Annotated in this window: 8 protein-coding genes; 6 read left to right on the top strand and 2 right to left on the bottom strand. The window is 46.9% G+C overall.

Going from position 1 to position 15,680, the window contains the following annotated elements:
* Nucleotide 1 precedes the first annotated feature (1 nt).
* Both DWX62_RS04205 and lpxA read left to right on the top strand, forming a co-directional pair.
* Complete coding sequence (locus tag DWX62_RS04205; protein WP_057097415.1) at nucleotides 2-1,387, top strand: TolC family protein; 1,386 nt, start codon at nucleotides 2-4, stop codon at nucleotides 1,385-1,387.
* Between the two features lie 99 nt (nucleotides 1,388-1,486).
* Nucleotides 1,487-2,254, top strand: coding sequence for an acyl-ACP--UDP-N-acetylglucosamine O-acyltransferase (lpxA, locus tag DWX62_RS04200; protein ID WP_005833833.1), 768 nt, complete (start codon nucleotides 1,487-1,489; stop codon nucleotides 2,252-2,254).
* Nucleotides 2,255-2,817: 563 nt separating this feature from the next.
* On the opposite strand, the gene DWX62_RS04185 is transcribed toward lpxA, so the two are convergent.
* Nucleotides 2,818-3,552 carry a carbohydrate-binding family 9-like protein gene (locus DWX62_RS04185; protein ID WP_005826029.1) on the bottom strand — a complete coding sequence of 245 codons (735 nt, stop codon included), beginning with the start codon at nucleotides 3,550-3,552 and terminating at the stop codon, nucleotides 2,818-2,820.
* Nucleotides 3,543-4,625, bottom strand: coding sequence for an aminoglycoside phosphotransferase family protein (locus DWX62_RS04180; RefSeq protein ID WP_120172607.1), 1,083 nt, complete (start codon nucleotides 4,623-4,625; stop codon nucleotides 3,543-3,545). Before DWX62_RS04180 ends, DWX62_RS04185 begins: the two co-directional genes overlap by 10 nt.
* A gap of 189 nt (nucleotides 4,626-4,814) precedes the next feature.
* Between DWX62_RS04180 and DWX62_RS04175 the strand changes: the two genes are divergently transcribed.
* The 4 genes from DWX62_RS04175 (at nucleotide 4,815) to DWX62_RS04160 (ending at nucleotide 15,345) form a co-directional block, all read left to right on the top strand.
* Nucleotides 4,815-8,888 (top strand): hybrid sensor histidine kinase/response regulator transcription factor, encoded by a 4,074-nt coding sequence (locus tag DWX62_RS04175; protein WP_120172606.1) that lies wholly within the window; start codon nucleotides 4,815-4,817, stop codon nucleotides 8,886-8,888.
* A 129-nt stretch (nucleotides 8,889-9,017) separates the two neighbouring features.
* Nucleotides 9,018-10,577 (top strand): arylsulfatase, encoded by a 1,560-nt coding sequence (locus DWX62_RS04170; RefSeq protein WP_035447652.1) that lies wholly within the window; start codon nucleotides 9,018-9,020, stop codon nucleotides 10,575-10,577.
* 170 nt (nucleotides 10,578-10,747) lie between these two features.
* Nucleotides 10,748-13,828: a TonB-dependent receptor gene (locus DWX62_RS04165; protein ID WP_005826038.1), complete on the top strand. Its 3,081-nt coding sequence runs from the start codon at nucleotides 10,748-10,750 to the stop codon at nucleotides 13,826-13,828.
* 26 nt (nucleotides 13,829-13,854) lie between these two features.
* Nucleotides 13,855-15,345 (top strand): RagB/SusD family nutrient uptake outer membrane protein, encoded by a 1,491-nt coding sequence (locus tag DWX62_RS04160; RefSeq protein WP_034522898.1) that lies wholly within the window; start codon nucleotides 13,855-13,857, stop codon nucleotides 15,343-15,345.
* Nucleotides 15,346-15,680: the final 335 nt, after the last annotated feature.

Genomic DNA, 15,680 nt, shown 5'->3' with positions numbered 1-15,680 from the left:
TATGAAGAAAATAATATGCCTGATGTGCGCAACTGCTTTATTGAGCAGTTGCCACATCTACAAATCATACGACAGACCCGAAGACATAACAACTGCCGGACTGTATCGCGACACGGCGTCCGTGAACGATACATTAGCCGCAGATACGGCCAACTTCGGTAATCTGCCTTGGAGAGAAGTGTTCACAGACCCGCAGCTGCAGACACTTATCGAGCAAGCACTCACCAACAACGGTGACCTGCGCAGTGCCGCCTTGAACGTGAAACAAGCACAAGCCGCACTGATGTCTGCCCGTCTTGCCTATGCTCCGATGCTTGCCTTGTCTCCGCAAGGAACCGTCAGCAGCTGGGACAAGGGAAAGGCTACACAAATCTACTCCCTGCCCGTCACCGCAAGCTGGCAAGTCGACCTCTTCGGTCAACTGCTGAACCCGAAGCGACAAGCAAAGGTTAGCTTGAAGCAGACGCAATTCTACGAACAAGCCGTTCAGACGCAAGTCATCGCCGGCGTAGCCAACATGTACTACACCCTGCTGATGCTGGACCGCCAACTGCAAATCACCGAAGGCACCGTCGAGATTCTGAAAAAGAACCTGGAGACCGTGCAAGCCATGAAAGATGCAGGCATCTACGGAACCACTTCTGCTGCCGTAGAGCAGAGCCGCACTGCCTACGCTCAAGTCATGGCATCACTGCCCGACATACGCCAGAGCATACGCGAAACCGAAAACGCCCTCTGCCTGATGTTGCACCAACCGGCACAGAGCATCGCACGCGGTGTGCTGGAAGAGCAACAGCTGCCTACGGAATTTTCAGTAGGTATCCCCTTGCAGTTGCTATCCAACCGTCCGGACGTGAAAGCTGCCGAGATGTCACTGGCTGCCAGCTACTATAATACCAACAGCGCCCGTGCCGCTTTCTACCCGCAGATTACATTGAGCGGTTCGGGAGGCTGGACCAATAACTCCGGTGCAGGTATCGTCAACCCGGGTAAACTGCTGGCTTCCGCCATCGGTTCGCTGACGCAACCCTTGTTCTATCGCGGTGCCAACATTGCCCGTCTGAAACAAGCCAAGGCACAAGAGGAGCAGGCTAAGATTCAGTTCCAAACCGCCCTGCTGAATGCCGGAAATGAAGTGAGCAACGCCCTGCACCTGTATCAAATGGAGAAGGACAAAGCCGTTTCACGCACTATTCAAGTAAATTCTGCCCGCCAAGCTGCCTCAGATACAAAAGAATTGTTTAACTTAGGCACGTCGACCTATCTGGAAGTCTTGTCTGCCGAGCAGTCTTACCTCAGCGCACAGCTTGCAGAAGTATCCGACACCTTCAGCAGCATGCAGGCAGTCATCAGTCTGTATCAAGCGCTTGGAGGAGGAAGAGAATAAAATGAGCGATAAGTGATTAGTGATTAGCGATTAATGAAATAGTAAATCCTAATCACTAACCATTTATCACTAATCATTAATCATTAATCGCTAATTACTATGATAAGTCCGTTAGCTTATGTAGATTCTGCCGCAAAAATCGGCAAGAATGTAACCATCCAGCCCTTTGCATTTATCGAAGGGAACGTGGAAATCGGTGATGACTGTATTATTATGTCGGGGGCAAAAATTCTGCACGGTACCCGCATGGGAAAAGGGAACAAGGTGCATCACAATGCCGTTCTGGGTGCCGAACCGCAAGACTTCCATTATACGGGAGAGAACAGCATGCTGATTATCGGTGATAATAACGACATCCGCGAGAACGTGGTTGTCAGCCGTGCTACCCATGCAGGAAGCGCCACCCGCATCGGCAATGAAAACTACCTGATGGATGGTGTACACCTCTGCCACGACGTGCAGATAGGCAACCATTGTGTACTGGGTATCAAGACTACCGTAGCCGGAGAATGTCAGATAGACGACTGCACCATTCTGAGCAGCAACGTCATTCTGCACCAATACTGCCACATTGGAAGTTGGGTACTGATTCAGGCAGGCTGCCGCATATCAAAGGATGTGCCGCCCTATATCATCATGAACGGTAATCCGGCAGAATACCACGGTATCAACGCTGCTGTGCTTCAACACAAACACCAGGTGACCGAACGTGTATTGCGCCATATCGTAAATGCCTACCGTCTGGTATACCAGGGAAACTTCAGCGTGCAGGATGCCTTGCAGAAGATTGAAGACCAAGTACCGATGAGTGACGAGATACACAATATCATCAACTTCATCAAGAATTCCAAAGGAATCGTGAAGTAAACACCCTTCTTCGGGCACGAATCACGCAGACAATACGGATGAATAAATTCTTTTCTGTAAGTCTGCGTAGTTCGTGCCCTTTTCTATATTCCTCTACAATAGTTCCTGCATTATCTTTTACTATTTTTTGATGCACATTCATTCCAGGCAGTATGCTAAGTAAAACAAACTGTTTCCTTTAACTAAACATTTTGTTTCCTTATAGAGAACACTTTGTTTCCCTTAACAAAACAGTTCGTTCCATTATATGAAAACAAAGTGTTTTTCTATACTGAAACAAAGTGTTCTCTAATGCTGGAACAAACTGTTCAGTGTTGTGAACTAACGGATTAAGTATATAAAGGGTATTTATTATACTGTTTCTGTAGACAATGGTCTGTCTTGTCCTATAAAAGACGGGGAAAGAAGCAGGAAGCAACCGGGTACGCTCGGAAGGGTGAGGGTAAAATTTGCCCTCACCCTTTTTATTTGCTCTCACTCACCCTTGAAAGGGCGATGAATAGGGAGTTTCAGAAAAGCGGTGATAGTGGTGAGGGCAGGTTGAGTAATTTTTTGTTCTACTACTACTCGAAATGCAGGGTACCGAAGAACTCCGGGCAATGGAAGTTCGGCTTCTCCAGACCTATCGGATTCCAGGAAAGGAAATGGGGAGTCTGGAGCTTGTCACCGCATTTGTAAAAATTGGCACGGAGCGTCTTTCCATCCAACGAAGTGATGTCATGCAGGAAGAAAGCGGAATAAGGGATGACCAGGGCCACTTCCCAGGCACACTCACCTACTCTTTCGTCGAAAGCCTCACGTCCCAAAGAAGCCCAACGCTGTACTTTATCGAGCACCTCTTGCGGGGCATGCTGGCGGTTTCCACGTCCGGCACCTGCCCCAATAAGCAGAGTCCCGGCACAATTACACTCCATATTGTAGTACACTCCGTCATCGGCAGGCACAGAGAAGAACTCTACACACGCATCTTCCCAAACCGGACCGTTATCGTGGCCTGCAACTGCGCGTACACTCGCTTCCCTTACCTTGAAATGCAGCAGAATGGCATCTTCCGTATGCGCTATGCGGAATTCCACATCGGGAGTATAAGGAAAAGCAGCCCAATTCACTGTGTTTACGGGCTGAAACGCCACCTTCTCTTCATCCAGAAGAGCCGGAACCGACTCTACCGGTATATTGGCCGCACTTACTTTCTTTACATTCAATTCTTTCATTTTACTATTTTGGGGATTAATTGCAGATAGCGGCAACATGCAAAGAGCTGCCGCTATCGTCATTAAAAACTTTTTCAGATACATGAGTCAATGAATTTTTTCATCTCCGGTGTATGCTCCTCCACGCTCTGCAACAGTTTGAACTGAGCCTTGGTACGCACAAGATTGTGCTCCGGATACAGGATTTTATAATAAGTATCACCGTTGATATAATCTGCCAGGAAGCGTACGCACTGCATGTATGGGAACAAGGCAGCCGCATAAGGCAGATTCTCAATCTCTATCGGCAACAAGAAGGATTTGCCCGATTCCAGATAACCCTTGGTAAATGCCTGGAATATTTCCATATTGAAGTTCACATTATCCAGATTCTTGTCGTCTTCCAACCCCGTGTTGGCACCTGAGCGAAGGAAATCGCCATAATCGGAGAAGATGAAGCTGGGCATCACCGTATCCAGGTCAATGACACAAAGCACCGTACCGTCTTCGTCGAACATCATGTTGTTTACTTTCGTATCACAGTGGCATACCCGTTTGGGCAGTTTGCCTTCACGGTACAGACGTTCTGCCTTACACATTTCATCAGCGCGTTTTTCTATCTCATCCAGAAAATACCGCACCTCCTGCACACGTCCCGCAGCATCGGCAGCCACAGCGTCACGGAGTTGCTTCAGGCGGAACTCCATGTTGTGGAAATCGGGAATTGTCTCGCCCAATGTATCTGGAATGTCGGCAAGCATAGCCTGGAAATTACCGAAGGCAGTTCCCGCATAATAGGAATATTCGGGGTTCACCGTCTCGTAAGTCTTGGCACGGGGAATAAAAGTCATGATACGCCAGTAGTTCTCACCGTCATACCAATAGGTTTTCCCTTCGGCCGTGGGGATGAAATGAAGCACTTTACGCTCGACATCGGCCTCTCCTTTCTCTTCCAGCTTCTTACGGATATGCCCGGTCACAGCCTCGATATTGGACTGTAACATCTCTACATTCTGGAAAATGGCATGATTGATACGTTGCAGAACATAGTCCGGCGCATCGGCCTCAGCGGTGGTCACTTTGTACGTATCGTTAATCAGGCCTGAGCCTAAAGGCTTGATTTCACGAACCGTACCCTGCATTTGAAAATGAGATACAATAGATAAAAGGTCTTTCATGATAATAAATGAATTAATTTGTTTACAAAGATACGCCGATTGCCATCTATCAAAAGACAAGTATCGTTCGGCGCGCTTCCAAAATTATACATTTATCCAAACATAGCCGCAAAAACTGCCTAATAAATAAGAAGTCTTGTACAAAATATACCTATATTTGTAACTGAAACCTTAAAAACTACCCGAAAAGTGCGAACGTTTATCATCCGGCTGCTTCTTGTTTCAGTAAGCATGATTGCTGCAACCCTGCAGGCGCAGAACATCACCTTCAACCATCTGACAACCGACGACGGTCTGTCACAATTCTCCGTGAACAGCCTTTACATCGATGAAAACGGTGTCTTATGGATTGGAACCCGAGAAGGCTTGAACCGTTATGACGGAGAAGACATACAAACTTACAAGCTGCAGAAGAACGACCCTTACAGCCTTTTCTGCAACACCGTGCTGCGCATGGCCGGCAACCGTAACGGAAAAATCTACCTGCTCTGTACGGAAGGAGTAGCCGAGTTCAATCTTGCCACCCAAAGATTCACCACCCTGCTGCAAGGAAATGTACACAGCATATATTACAAAGAGGCCCTTTTCATCGGAAAACAGAATGAAATCTACCGCTATAACGAGCAGACCGGGAACTTTGACCTCTATTACCAGCTTCCCGGAAAAAGTCTGGAAATCTGCTGTATGCATCTGGACAAAGGACAAATGTGGATTGGAACGACCACCGACGGAGCATACCGCCTGCAACTGGACAAGAACGAGCTGACCCACCCCATCCTGAAAGGCAACATCACCAGCATATACCAAGACAGCGAAGGCGAGTTATGGATTGGCAGCTGGGAAGAAGGGCTGCACCATGTAAAGACCGACGGAACCATCGAAATCTTTGAATACGACGCAAAGAACCCTTACAGCATCTCTTCCAACTTCGTGCGAGCCTGCTGTGAAGACAATCTGGGAAACATCTGGATTGGGACATTCAACGGATTGAACCGGTATGACAAAAGTACGGGACTCTTCCAGAACCACACTGCCAGTGATGCCCAGAGCGACGGACTGACACACTCTTCCATCTGGTGCATCGTAAAGGACAACCAAGGAACGCTGTGGCTGGGGACCTACTTTGGCGGCGTCAACTACTTCAACCCCGAGTACGAGATATACAGCCGCTATATGTATTCGCCCATCGAAAAGAAGGGGCTGAGCAATCCGGTTGTAGGCCGCACCATCGAAGACAAGGACGGCAATCTGTGGATTGGCACCGAAGGGGGCGGACTGAACTATTACAACCGCCGTACCCGTGAGTTCAAATGGTTCCGCCCGGAAATCGGTCCCAACAGTATTTCCCATAACAACATCAAGGCTCTCTATTATGATGCCTCCAAAGACATCATCTGGATAGGAACCCATCTGGGCGGACTGAACAGACTGGACATACGCTCGGGGCGATTCACACACTACCGCATGGAAGCAGGTAATCCGGAGACCTTGCCTTCCGACATCATCCGCGATATCGCGCCTTACCAAGACCACCTGGTGATAGCCACCCAAAACGGAATCTGCCTCTTCGACCCTGCCAACGGGAAATGCCAACAACTGTTCCAGGACAGCAAAGAAGGCAAAAAAATCAAGATGGTGGCAGATGTCACTTTCGACAGCAACGGTACGCTCTGGATTGCAGCCACGGGCGAAGGTGTGTTCAGCTACCGTTTCGATACCGGCAAACTGACCAACTACCGCCATGATACTGCCGACCCACACAGCATCAGCAACAACAATGTAAACAACATTACCCAAGACAGCAAAGGCAATCTGTGGTTCGCCACTTCGGGCAGCGGACTGGACTTATACCGCCCTGCCAGCAACGACTTCGAGAACTTTGACCAAGCGAAGAACGGCCTTTCCAGCGACTGCATCTACGAGACGGAGGAATCCCCCACCAGCGGCAAACTGCTGCTCATCACCAACGAGGGCTTCTCCATCTTCGACTACCGGCAAAAGGCATTCCTGAACTACAGTGCCGAAAACGGTTTCCCAATGACTGCCGTCAACGAGAATGCCCTTTGCGTGACCCGTGACGGAGAGATATTCCTGGGAGGCACGCAGGGAATGATTTCTTTCCATGAAATGGAGTTGAACTTCACGCCGAAACCCTACAAAATCATCCTCTCCCGCCTCATTGTGAACGGAACGGAAATACAAGTGGGAGATGAGACCGGTATCCTGCAGCAAGCCTTGTACTGCACCCCCGAGATTACGCTCAACGCTGACCAGTCCATGTTCAGCATAGAGTTCGCCACTTCAAACTATGTAGCCGCCAACAAAGACGACATCATCTATAAGCTGGAAGGCTTCTCCAACGACTGGAACAGTGCCCGTGGACTGCACAACATCACCTATACCAACCTAAACGCCGGAACCTATAACTTGATTATAAAGCCCAACGGAAAAGACGAGAGCCTTTGTCCGCAAGTCCACCTGACCATACACGTGTTGCCTCCCTACTACAAGACTCCCCTTGCCTATCTTATCTACCTGATAGTGACGGGAATCCTGCTCTGGTATCTGGTGCGTACCTACAAGTCCAGAATCAAGTTGCGTGAATCACTGAAGTACGAACAGAAGCACATCCGTGACGTAGAGGCCCTGAACCAGTCAAAGCTACGTTTCTTCACCAACATTTCCCATGAATTCCGCACCCCGCTGACACTCATCGTGGCCCAAGTGGAAACGCTGATGCAACTCCAGAACTTCACGCCTGCCATATATAACAAGGTACTGGGCATCTACAAGAACAGCATACAGCTACGGGAACTCATCACCGAGCTGCTCGACTTCCGCAAGCAGGAACAAGGGCACATGAAGATAAAGGTAAGTCCGCACAACATCGTGAACTTCCTATACGAAAACTATCTGCTTTTCCTGGAATATGCCAGCGCCAAACAAATCAGCCTCTACTTCGAGAAGGAAACAGACAGCCTCGAAGTATGGTATGACCAAAAACAGATTCAGAAAGTGATAAACAACCTGCTGTCCAACGCCGTCAAGCATACCAAGGCGGAAGACAGCATCACCCTCAGCATCAAGACCGAAGGCAGCAATGCCGTCATCCGCGTGACCGATACCGGCAGCGGCATAGATGCCCGGGAAGTGGACAAGATATTCGACCGCTTCTACCAGATAGACCAAATGGACTCTACAGATGCAAGCAAGACGGGTACGGGTATCGGCCTGGCATTGACGAAGGGTATCGTGGAGCTCCATCACGGCACCATCCGTGTGGAAAGCGAACTGGGCAAAGGTAGCAGCTTCATCGTAAACCTGCAATTGGGGAACGCACAGTTTGACGAAGAGCAAATAAACAAGAATGCAGACAGTGTGCAACAAATAGAAATTCCCAAACCGGAAAACGATGCCCTGCTCAAGGCGGAGCTGGAAGAGAGTGCTCCCATCAAACGACTCCCGGATGCAAAAATCCTGATAGTGGAAGACAACGACTCCATCCGCGACATGCTGGCAGGTATCTTCAAGCCCTTCTACGAAGTGCTGACTGCGGCCGACGGAGCGGAAGGACTCGCACTGGTGCGCAGCGAAATGCCCAATATCGTAGTCAGCGATGTAGTAATGCCCAACATGTCGGGAACGGAACTGTGCAAACAGATAAAAAGTGACTTCAACACCTGCCATATCCCCGTGGTGCTGCTCACTGCACGGACTGCCATCGAACAGAACATCGAGGGACTGCGCATCGGTGCGGACGATTACATCACCAAACCGTTCAACACCAATCTGCTGATTTCGCGCTGCAACAATCTGGTAAACTCGCGTATTCTTCTGCAGGAGAAGTTCAGCAAGCAACCACAGGCTTTCGCACAGATGCTTGCCACCAATCCCATAGACAAGGAGATTCTGGACCGCGCCATGACAGTCATTGAGAAACATCTGGACGATACGGAATTCAACGTCAACGTCTTTGCACGTGAAATGGCAATGGCACGCACCAATCTGTTCACCAAGCTGAAGGCTATCACCGGGCAAACTCCGAACGACTTTATCCTGACTATCCGCCTGAAGAAGGGTGCCCTGATGCTGCGCAACAATCCGGAACTGAATATCACCGAAATTTCGGACCGGATAGGTTTCAGTTCTTCACGCTATTTCTCCAAATGCTTCAAGGACATTTACCACGTCAGCCCGCTGGCCTACCGCAAAGGAGAGAATGGAGGAGAGGAAAGTACGGAAGACAGTGAAGAGACATCTTAATATAGTACATCAAGCCATCGCATGATACGGTTTGTACTTTTTCTCCCTTCCCTTGTACTTCCTTATACACCCGATTCCATAAAACCTCTTACCTTTGACCTCAGAATTACAATCTAAAGTCAAAGAACTATGAAGCATTTTTCCCCCTTGTGGTCTCTGCTTCCCGGTGCAGCCCTGATAGCGGGATGCGGAAGCCAATCTAAAGACAAGACTTCGGAGCACTCTCCGCAGAAGCCCAATGTAGTATATCTGATTGCTGATGACCTGGGCATCGGCGACCTGAGTTGTTACGGTGCCACCAAAGTAAGCACTCCCAACATCGACCGCCTTGCCGGACAAGGCATGCAGTTTACCAACGCTTATGCCACTTCTTCCACCAGCACCCCTTCCCGCTTCGGCCTGCTGACAGGCATGTATCCCTGGCGACAGAAGAATACCGGCATTGCTCCGGGCAATTCCGAACTCATCATCGATACCGCCTGCGTCACTATGGCCGATATGTTCAAGGAAGAAGGCTACGCCACTGCAGCAGTGGGCAAGTGGCACCTCGGCCTGGGCCCTAAAGGCGGTACAGACTTCAACCACTCCATCAAACCGAACACCCAAGACATCGGCTTTGACTATGAATACATCATCCCCGCTACCGTCGACCGCGTTCCCTGCGTCTTTGTAGAGAACGGACATGTAGTGGGTCTCGACCCCAACGACCCTATCACTGTGAGCTACGACCACAAGGTCGGTGACTGGCCCACCGGTCTCGAAAACCCCGAACTCGTCAAGATGAAACCCAGCCAGGGGCACAATAACACCATCATCAACGGCATCCCCCGCATCGGCTGGATGACCGGCGGCAAATCCGCCCTTTGGACAGACGAAGACATTGCCGACGTGATTACAGACAAAGCTAAGAACTTCATCACAGCCCATAAAGACGAACCTTTCTTCCTTTATATGGGTACGCAAGATGTACATGTTCCCCGCGTGCCACATCCGCGTTTCGCCGGCAAGAGTGGTTTGGGCGTACGTGGCGACGTCATCCTCCAGCTGGACTGGACCGTGGGTGAAATCATGCACACTTTGGACAGCCTCGGCATTGCCGACAACACCATTTTTGTATTCTGCAGTGACAACGGTCCCGTCATAGACGACGGCTATCAGGACCAGGCACGCGAACTGCTGAACGGCCATACTCCCATGAAGCACTACCGCGGTGGGAAGTACAGCGCTTTCGATGCCGGTACCCGCATTCCCTTCATTGTACGCTGGCCCAATGGCATCAAACCCGGCAAACAACAAGCCCCCTTCTCCATGATTGATGTATACGCTTCATTCGCCGCCCTGCTGAACCATCCGCTGGAAGCAGGCATCGCTCCCGACAGCCGCGACCAGCTCAACAACTTCCTGGGAACCGATACTGCCGGATGTGACTATATTGTACAACAGAATCTGGACAATACACTCTCCATTATCCAAGGAGACTGGAAATACATAGAGCCCAGCGACAAGCCGGCACTGGAGTATTGGACAAAAATAGAAATGGGCAACGCCCCGCAGCCCCAACTGTACAATCTTTCCATTGATCCGTCCGAAAAAGACAATGTGGCAGAAGCCCATCCGGACAAGGTAAAAACGCTCTCTGCCCTACTGGAAGAGGTGAAGGAAGCAAAGAACCAAAGTGAAAGGGAATAAAAGTACAAGAGTGGTATAGTTCGCAAGTTTTGTACGAATTCGTACTTTTTGCGAACTATTAACTAATGCATTTGTATATTCCATCCCCTACATTTGCGATGTGATTCAACTCTGAAGTGAGTACAAAACAAAGAAACAACCTTTATTAATAACTAATTAAATTAATATTTATGAAACAGAAATCCAGCTTCTTTAAAGCATTAGGTATTATGTTGCTTTCTGTCCTATTTGCCACGCAGGCCAATGCACAGAATCTCACAGTAACAGGTACAGTGACTGACAACTTAGGTCCGGTGATTGGTGCTTCTATCCAGGTGGAAGGAACAAGTAACGGATGTATCACAGACATTGACGGAAACTACACCCTTCCCAATGTTCCGGCAAACGCAACTCTCGTATTCTCCTATATCGGATATCAGACACAAAAGATTGCCGTAGGCGGAAAGACCAAAATCGACGTAAAACTGGCAGAAGACAGCCAATTGCTGCAGGAAGTTGTCGTAGTGGGTTACGGCGTTCAACGTAAGAGTGACCTGACCGGTGCAGTTGCTTCTGTAAAAGCAGCAGATGCATTGAAGAATACCCCGACCGGTAATGTATCCGATGCATTGCAGGGACGTATGGCCGGTGTATCAGTTCTCTCTGGTTCCGGTAATCCTACTGAAGACAATACCATCCGTGTACGTGGTATCAACTCTATCACAGCAGAAACCGGTCCTTTGGTTGTTATCGACGGTTTCATCGGTGGTTCCCTTCAGTCGTTGAATCCTTCCGATATTCAATCTATCGAAGTATTGAAAGACGCATCTGCAACAGCTGTTTACGGTTCTCGCGGTGCAAACGGTGTAATCTTGGTTACTACCAAAAACCCATCCCAAGACAAATTGACCGTATCTTTTAATGCATTTGCCAACATCAAGACTGTAGCCAAGTATGCTGATAATCTTTCTACCTATGAATATGCCAACCTGGTTAATGACTATGGTAAGGAATATTTTGGATACGGCGACAATCACTATTATAGTGCAGAGCAATTAGCAGCCTTCAAGTCTGGCAAAGCAGGTTATGATTACTCAAGAGAAATCTTCCGCAGCCCTGCCGTTACACAGAACTATGAAATGTCTATTGCAGGTGGTGGCGAAAAGACTACTTTCCTGGCATCTCTCCGCTATCAAAACGATGAAGGTATCATCAAGGAGTCAAGTAGCCAAATCTACAGCTGGCGTTTGAAAGTAGATACCAAAATCAAGAAGTGGCTGAAAGCTGGTATGAACATCTATGGTCACTACAGAGAAACAAGTACTCCACGTGTCAATGAATATGATGGTTTAATCCAACAAGCAATGTACTTTCCCAGTACTATTGAACCGCAAGATGAAGATGGAAACTACAATAATTCATTTTTTGAGGGTAGTTCAACTTACAATCCAATGGGGCATATTTGGGAAGCAGACAATGCCAACAAGACAATAAATAATCGTATACAAGGTTATGTCCAGTTTGACATCATGGACGGTTTGAGCTTCCGCTCACAACTGGGAGTTCTGCTTGACAATAGACTAAACACTTCCGTACAAAATGACAAAAGTTACTATGCTTTCAAGAATAGCAATTTATCGCAAGGTCAAGCACGTAGTTACTGGAACACTTCCTGGTTAAACACCAACACATTAAGTTATGTAAAAGAATTTAATGCTAATCATCGTGTCAACGCAACTGCTGTTTTCGAACAGTCTTATGATAATAATTTCAATCATACCGGTACTGCTTATGGTTTGGATTATATTGATAGGATCGGTATAAACAACTTGGCATGGTCAAATGCAGAGCTTGCTACCAATAGCTCCGACCGTGTTATCAATACATTAATGTCAGGTATGTTACGTGTAAACTACGTATTTATGAACCGTTACATGGTTACTGCATCTATTCGCGCAGATGGTTCTTCACGTCTTGTTGATAAATGGAGCTATTTCCCATCTGCAGCTTTGGCTTGGGACTTGAAACAAGAAAGTTTTTTGAAAGACAACAGCTTTATCGACCAATTGAAACTTCGCCTCGGTTATGGTTCTGTAGGTAACCAAGCTGTAGAAGCTTACCGCCCCTATTCCAAACGTACTCCAATAAGAAATAGTGATGGCTCCACCTCTTATAAAGTAGACCGCCCTGCTGCTCCTTACCTAAAATGGGAACGTAACGACCAGTTCAATGCAGGTGTTGATTTTGGTATACTCAACGGTCGCATACGCTTGACTGCCGATTGGTATAGCAAATTATCCAAAGATATTTTGTTGGATCTGGCACAACCAACACACATGGGATTTCCCTCATTGTTGATGAACTCTGGCGAAATCAAGAATACTGGTATAGAGTTCACAATCAGTGCAGACCCATTTACCGGTAAAGGCTTCAGCTGGCATACCGACGTTACTTTATCGCATAATAAAGGAACTTTCAACAGCATACCTACAGCTAACCATCGCCAACAGCAAGCCGGAAGTTTCCAAAATCAATTATTCCAGATGATTGAAGGTGAAAAATTAGGTACATTCTGGGGATATACTTTCGGAGGTATCTGGCAGGAAGATGAAGTGAACGCTCCATTCGTAGACGCCAACGGTCAAACAAATGGCAAAACAAACGGTGAAGTCTATAAAGTCGTAGCTGGTAACTCTAAATATGTAGATACCAATAAAGACGGAGTACTGAATGATGCAGACCAAGGTATCATCGGCTGTGGTCAACCGACATTTAACTGGGGTTGGAACAATAGCTTCAATTACAAGAATTTTGATTTCTCATTCTTTATGGTAGGTTTCCATGGCTTTGATATATACAATGCAACTCATCAAATGGGATTCAATACAGTTTCCGGTCAGAACATGGCTGCAGTAACTCCAATGCGTGACTTCTTGAACCGTTGGACGCCAACCAATACAAATACAGATGTACCGGGTTTCGTACAAGGAGGCACAGAAAACAAAGTATTCAGCAGTCGTTTTGTAGAAAATGGAAGCTTTATCAAGATGAAAAGTATCACCTTGGGTTACACTTTGCCCGAATTAGCCTGCAAATCACTTGGTATCAGCAATCTCCGACTTTATGTTTCCATCCAGAATCCGTTCCATATCACCAACTATTCCGGTCTGGATCCTGAAGCAACAATGGGAAGCCCACTGATACAAGGTGTTGATTGGGGCTCATATCCTAACAGCCGTAATTATCTGATTGGTTTAAATTTTGCATTCTAATGATTTACCTTTTAAACAAGAATAATATGAAAAAATTAGCATATATAGCAACAATAGCCTGCAGTATGTTCCTGACAACTTCTTGTGTAGACCTGACCCAAGAGCCACAGTCTTTCATTACTGATGAAGATTACATTGCCAGCATGGACCTAACAGGTCTTCAACAAGCTGCAACAGGACTTTATAACGATTTATGGAATGGGAACTATGGTTTTAACTGCCGTTTACAACGCATAAATGTATGTGCAGATGATATTACTTATCGTGCGGCAAAAGCAAATAATGAATTGGCCAATTACTATAGACTATCTCCCAATATCACAGCCAACACTGCAGATTTCGATACTACTTGGTCACTATTTTTTGCCGTTATCAACCACTCCAATACACTTATTAATAAGACGGTATTACCGGAAAATGCAGACCAAGCCAAGAAGTTTGAAGAAGTATTAGGAGAAGCTTACTTCCTCCGTGGACTTTCTTATTTTTATTTGGTACGCATGTATGGTGATGTACCCCTAATTCTAGCAGAAACAGACGCTTCAACGTACATGCCGAGAACTGCTGTTGCAGAAATCTATGATCAAGCGATTATTCCTAGCTTGAAAAAAGCAGTAGAAATATTACCGGCAAAAAGTCGCAGCGGCTTCAGCTCTACTCCTTCCAAATGGGCAGCCGAAGCTTGTCTGGCAGACGCTTACATGACAATGGCCGGTTGGCCTTTGAAAAGAGGACAAGAGTATTACTCACTGGCAGCGGCTGCAGCTAAAGACATCATAGACAACTCTGGTTTGTACCTGACCGAAGAATATGCAGAATTGTGGAAAGAAGCCAATAAAGCACAACCCAATGAAGTAATGTTTGCCATCCACCATAATGCGAAGATGAAGACGGCAAGTAACTATGGAAAGTCTTACTACCCCAGCGATTTTGCCCCCAATGCCGGTTGGTCTGACTACTATGCAAACGAAAGCTTCTTTCTAAATTATCCGGATGATGCACGTAAAGAGTGGAATTATATGACAGAATGGGAAACTAAAAACGGTCATGTCACTTATAAAGAAAGTGCCGATAAGCTTCCCGCCATTTCCAAGTATTATGACTATGACAACGGCGCACCCGGTAAGAGTGCCCAAGCTAATGGTATCACTTGTATCTACCGTTACGCCGATGTCCTGCTGATGTACGCAGAAGCTTCCACCCGTGCCACAAACAGTGTAAACGCACAAGCTTTGGATGCCATTCAGAAAGTACAGAAACGTGCCGGTTATGCACAAGACCAGCTGACCACAACTACTGATCCTACAGCTTTCACAACAGCTGTATTCAACGAACGCGGTTGGGAATTCTTTGCAGAAATGAAACGTTGGTTCGAACTTGTTCGTCTGGAAAAGGTAAGTGAAGTTAGAGCCGAGACTTGGAATGGTTCGCTTTTCCAAAGCAACAACCATTATTACTTCCCCATACCTTATCAGCAAATCCGTCTGACACAGTGGACTAATAATGCAGGCTACTAATACTGATAAAAACGTAATAACACAAAACTTCTAACCTTATTTATCAAGAAATCAAATAGACCTTAATCAATTTGATATGTACGAAAGGGAGGGGCCGTGAGGTTCCTCCCTTTTATTTATCAATACAATGTAATACTACCCAAACAACATCCAACTAAATCAGGGAAAAGACATCCAGCTGGAAACTAAAAGCTTCATGCTGAAAACTAACAATATAAGACTATCCCTAATAGATAAAACAACGATATCACTCTATTTCCAATACTCTCATTAGAGCGTGATAGATAGGTATGAAAAAACACCTATCACACCCTAATAAATTTATAATCACATAT

The sequence above is a fragment of the Bacteroides sp. AF20-13LB genome (assembly GCF_003603065.1).
In the GTDB taxonomy this organism is placed as follows: Bacteria; Bacteroidota; Bacteroidia; order Bacteroidales; family Bacteroidaceae; genus Bacteroides; species Bacteroides uniformis.
The sequence above is the reverse complement of the archived record's forward strand: the minus strand, read 5'-3'. Positions and strand labels throughout refer to the sequence as shown.

What these genes read in the sequence shown, in the direction of transcription:
- DWX62_RS04205 (WP_057097415.1), top strand. Translation starts at nt 2, where the DNA reads ATGAAGAAAATAATATGCCTGATGTGCGCAACTGCTTTATTGAGCAGT.
- lpxA (WP_005833833.1), top strand. Translation starts at nt 1,487, where the DNA reads ATGATAAGTCCGTTAGCTTATGTAGATTCTGCCGCAAAAATCGGCAAG.
- DWX62_RS04185 (WP_005826029.1), bottom strand. Translation starts at nt 3,552, where the DNA reads ATGTATCTGAAAAAGTTTTTAATGACGATAGCGGCAGCTCTTTGCATG.
- DWX62_RS04180 (WP_120172607.1), bottom strand. Translation starts at nt 4,625, where the DNA reads ATGAAAGACCTTTTATCTATTGTATCTCATTTTCAAATGCAGGGTACG.
- DWX62_RS04170 (WP_035447652.1), top strand. Translation starts at nt 9,018, where the DNA reads ATGAAGCATTTTTCCCCCTTGTGGTCTCTGCTTCCCGGTGCAGCCCTG.
- DWX62_RS04165 (WP_005826038.1), top strand. Translation starts at nt 10,748, where the DNA reads ATGAAACAGAAATCCAGCTTCTTTAAAGCATTAGGTATTATGTTGCTT.
- DWX62_RS04160 (WP_034522898.1), top strand. Translation starts at nt 13,855, where the DNA reads ATGAAAAAATTAGCATATATAGCAACAATAGCCTGCAGTATGTTCCTG.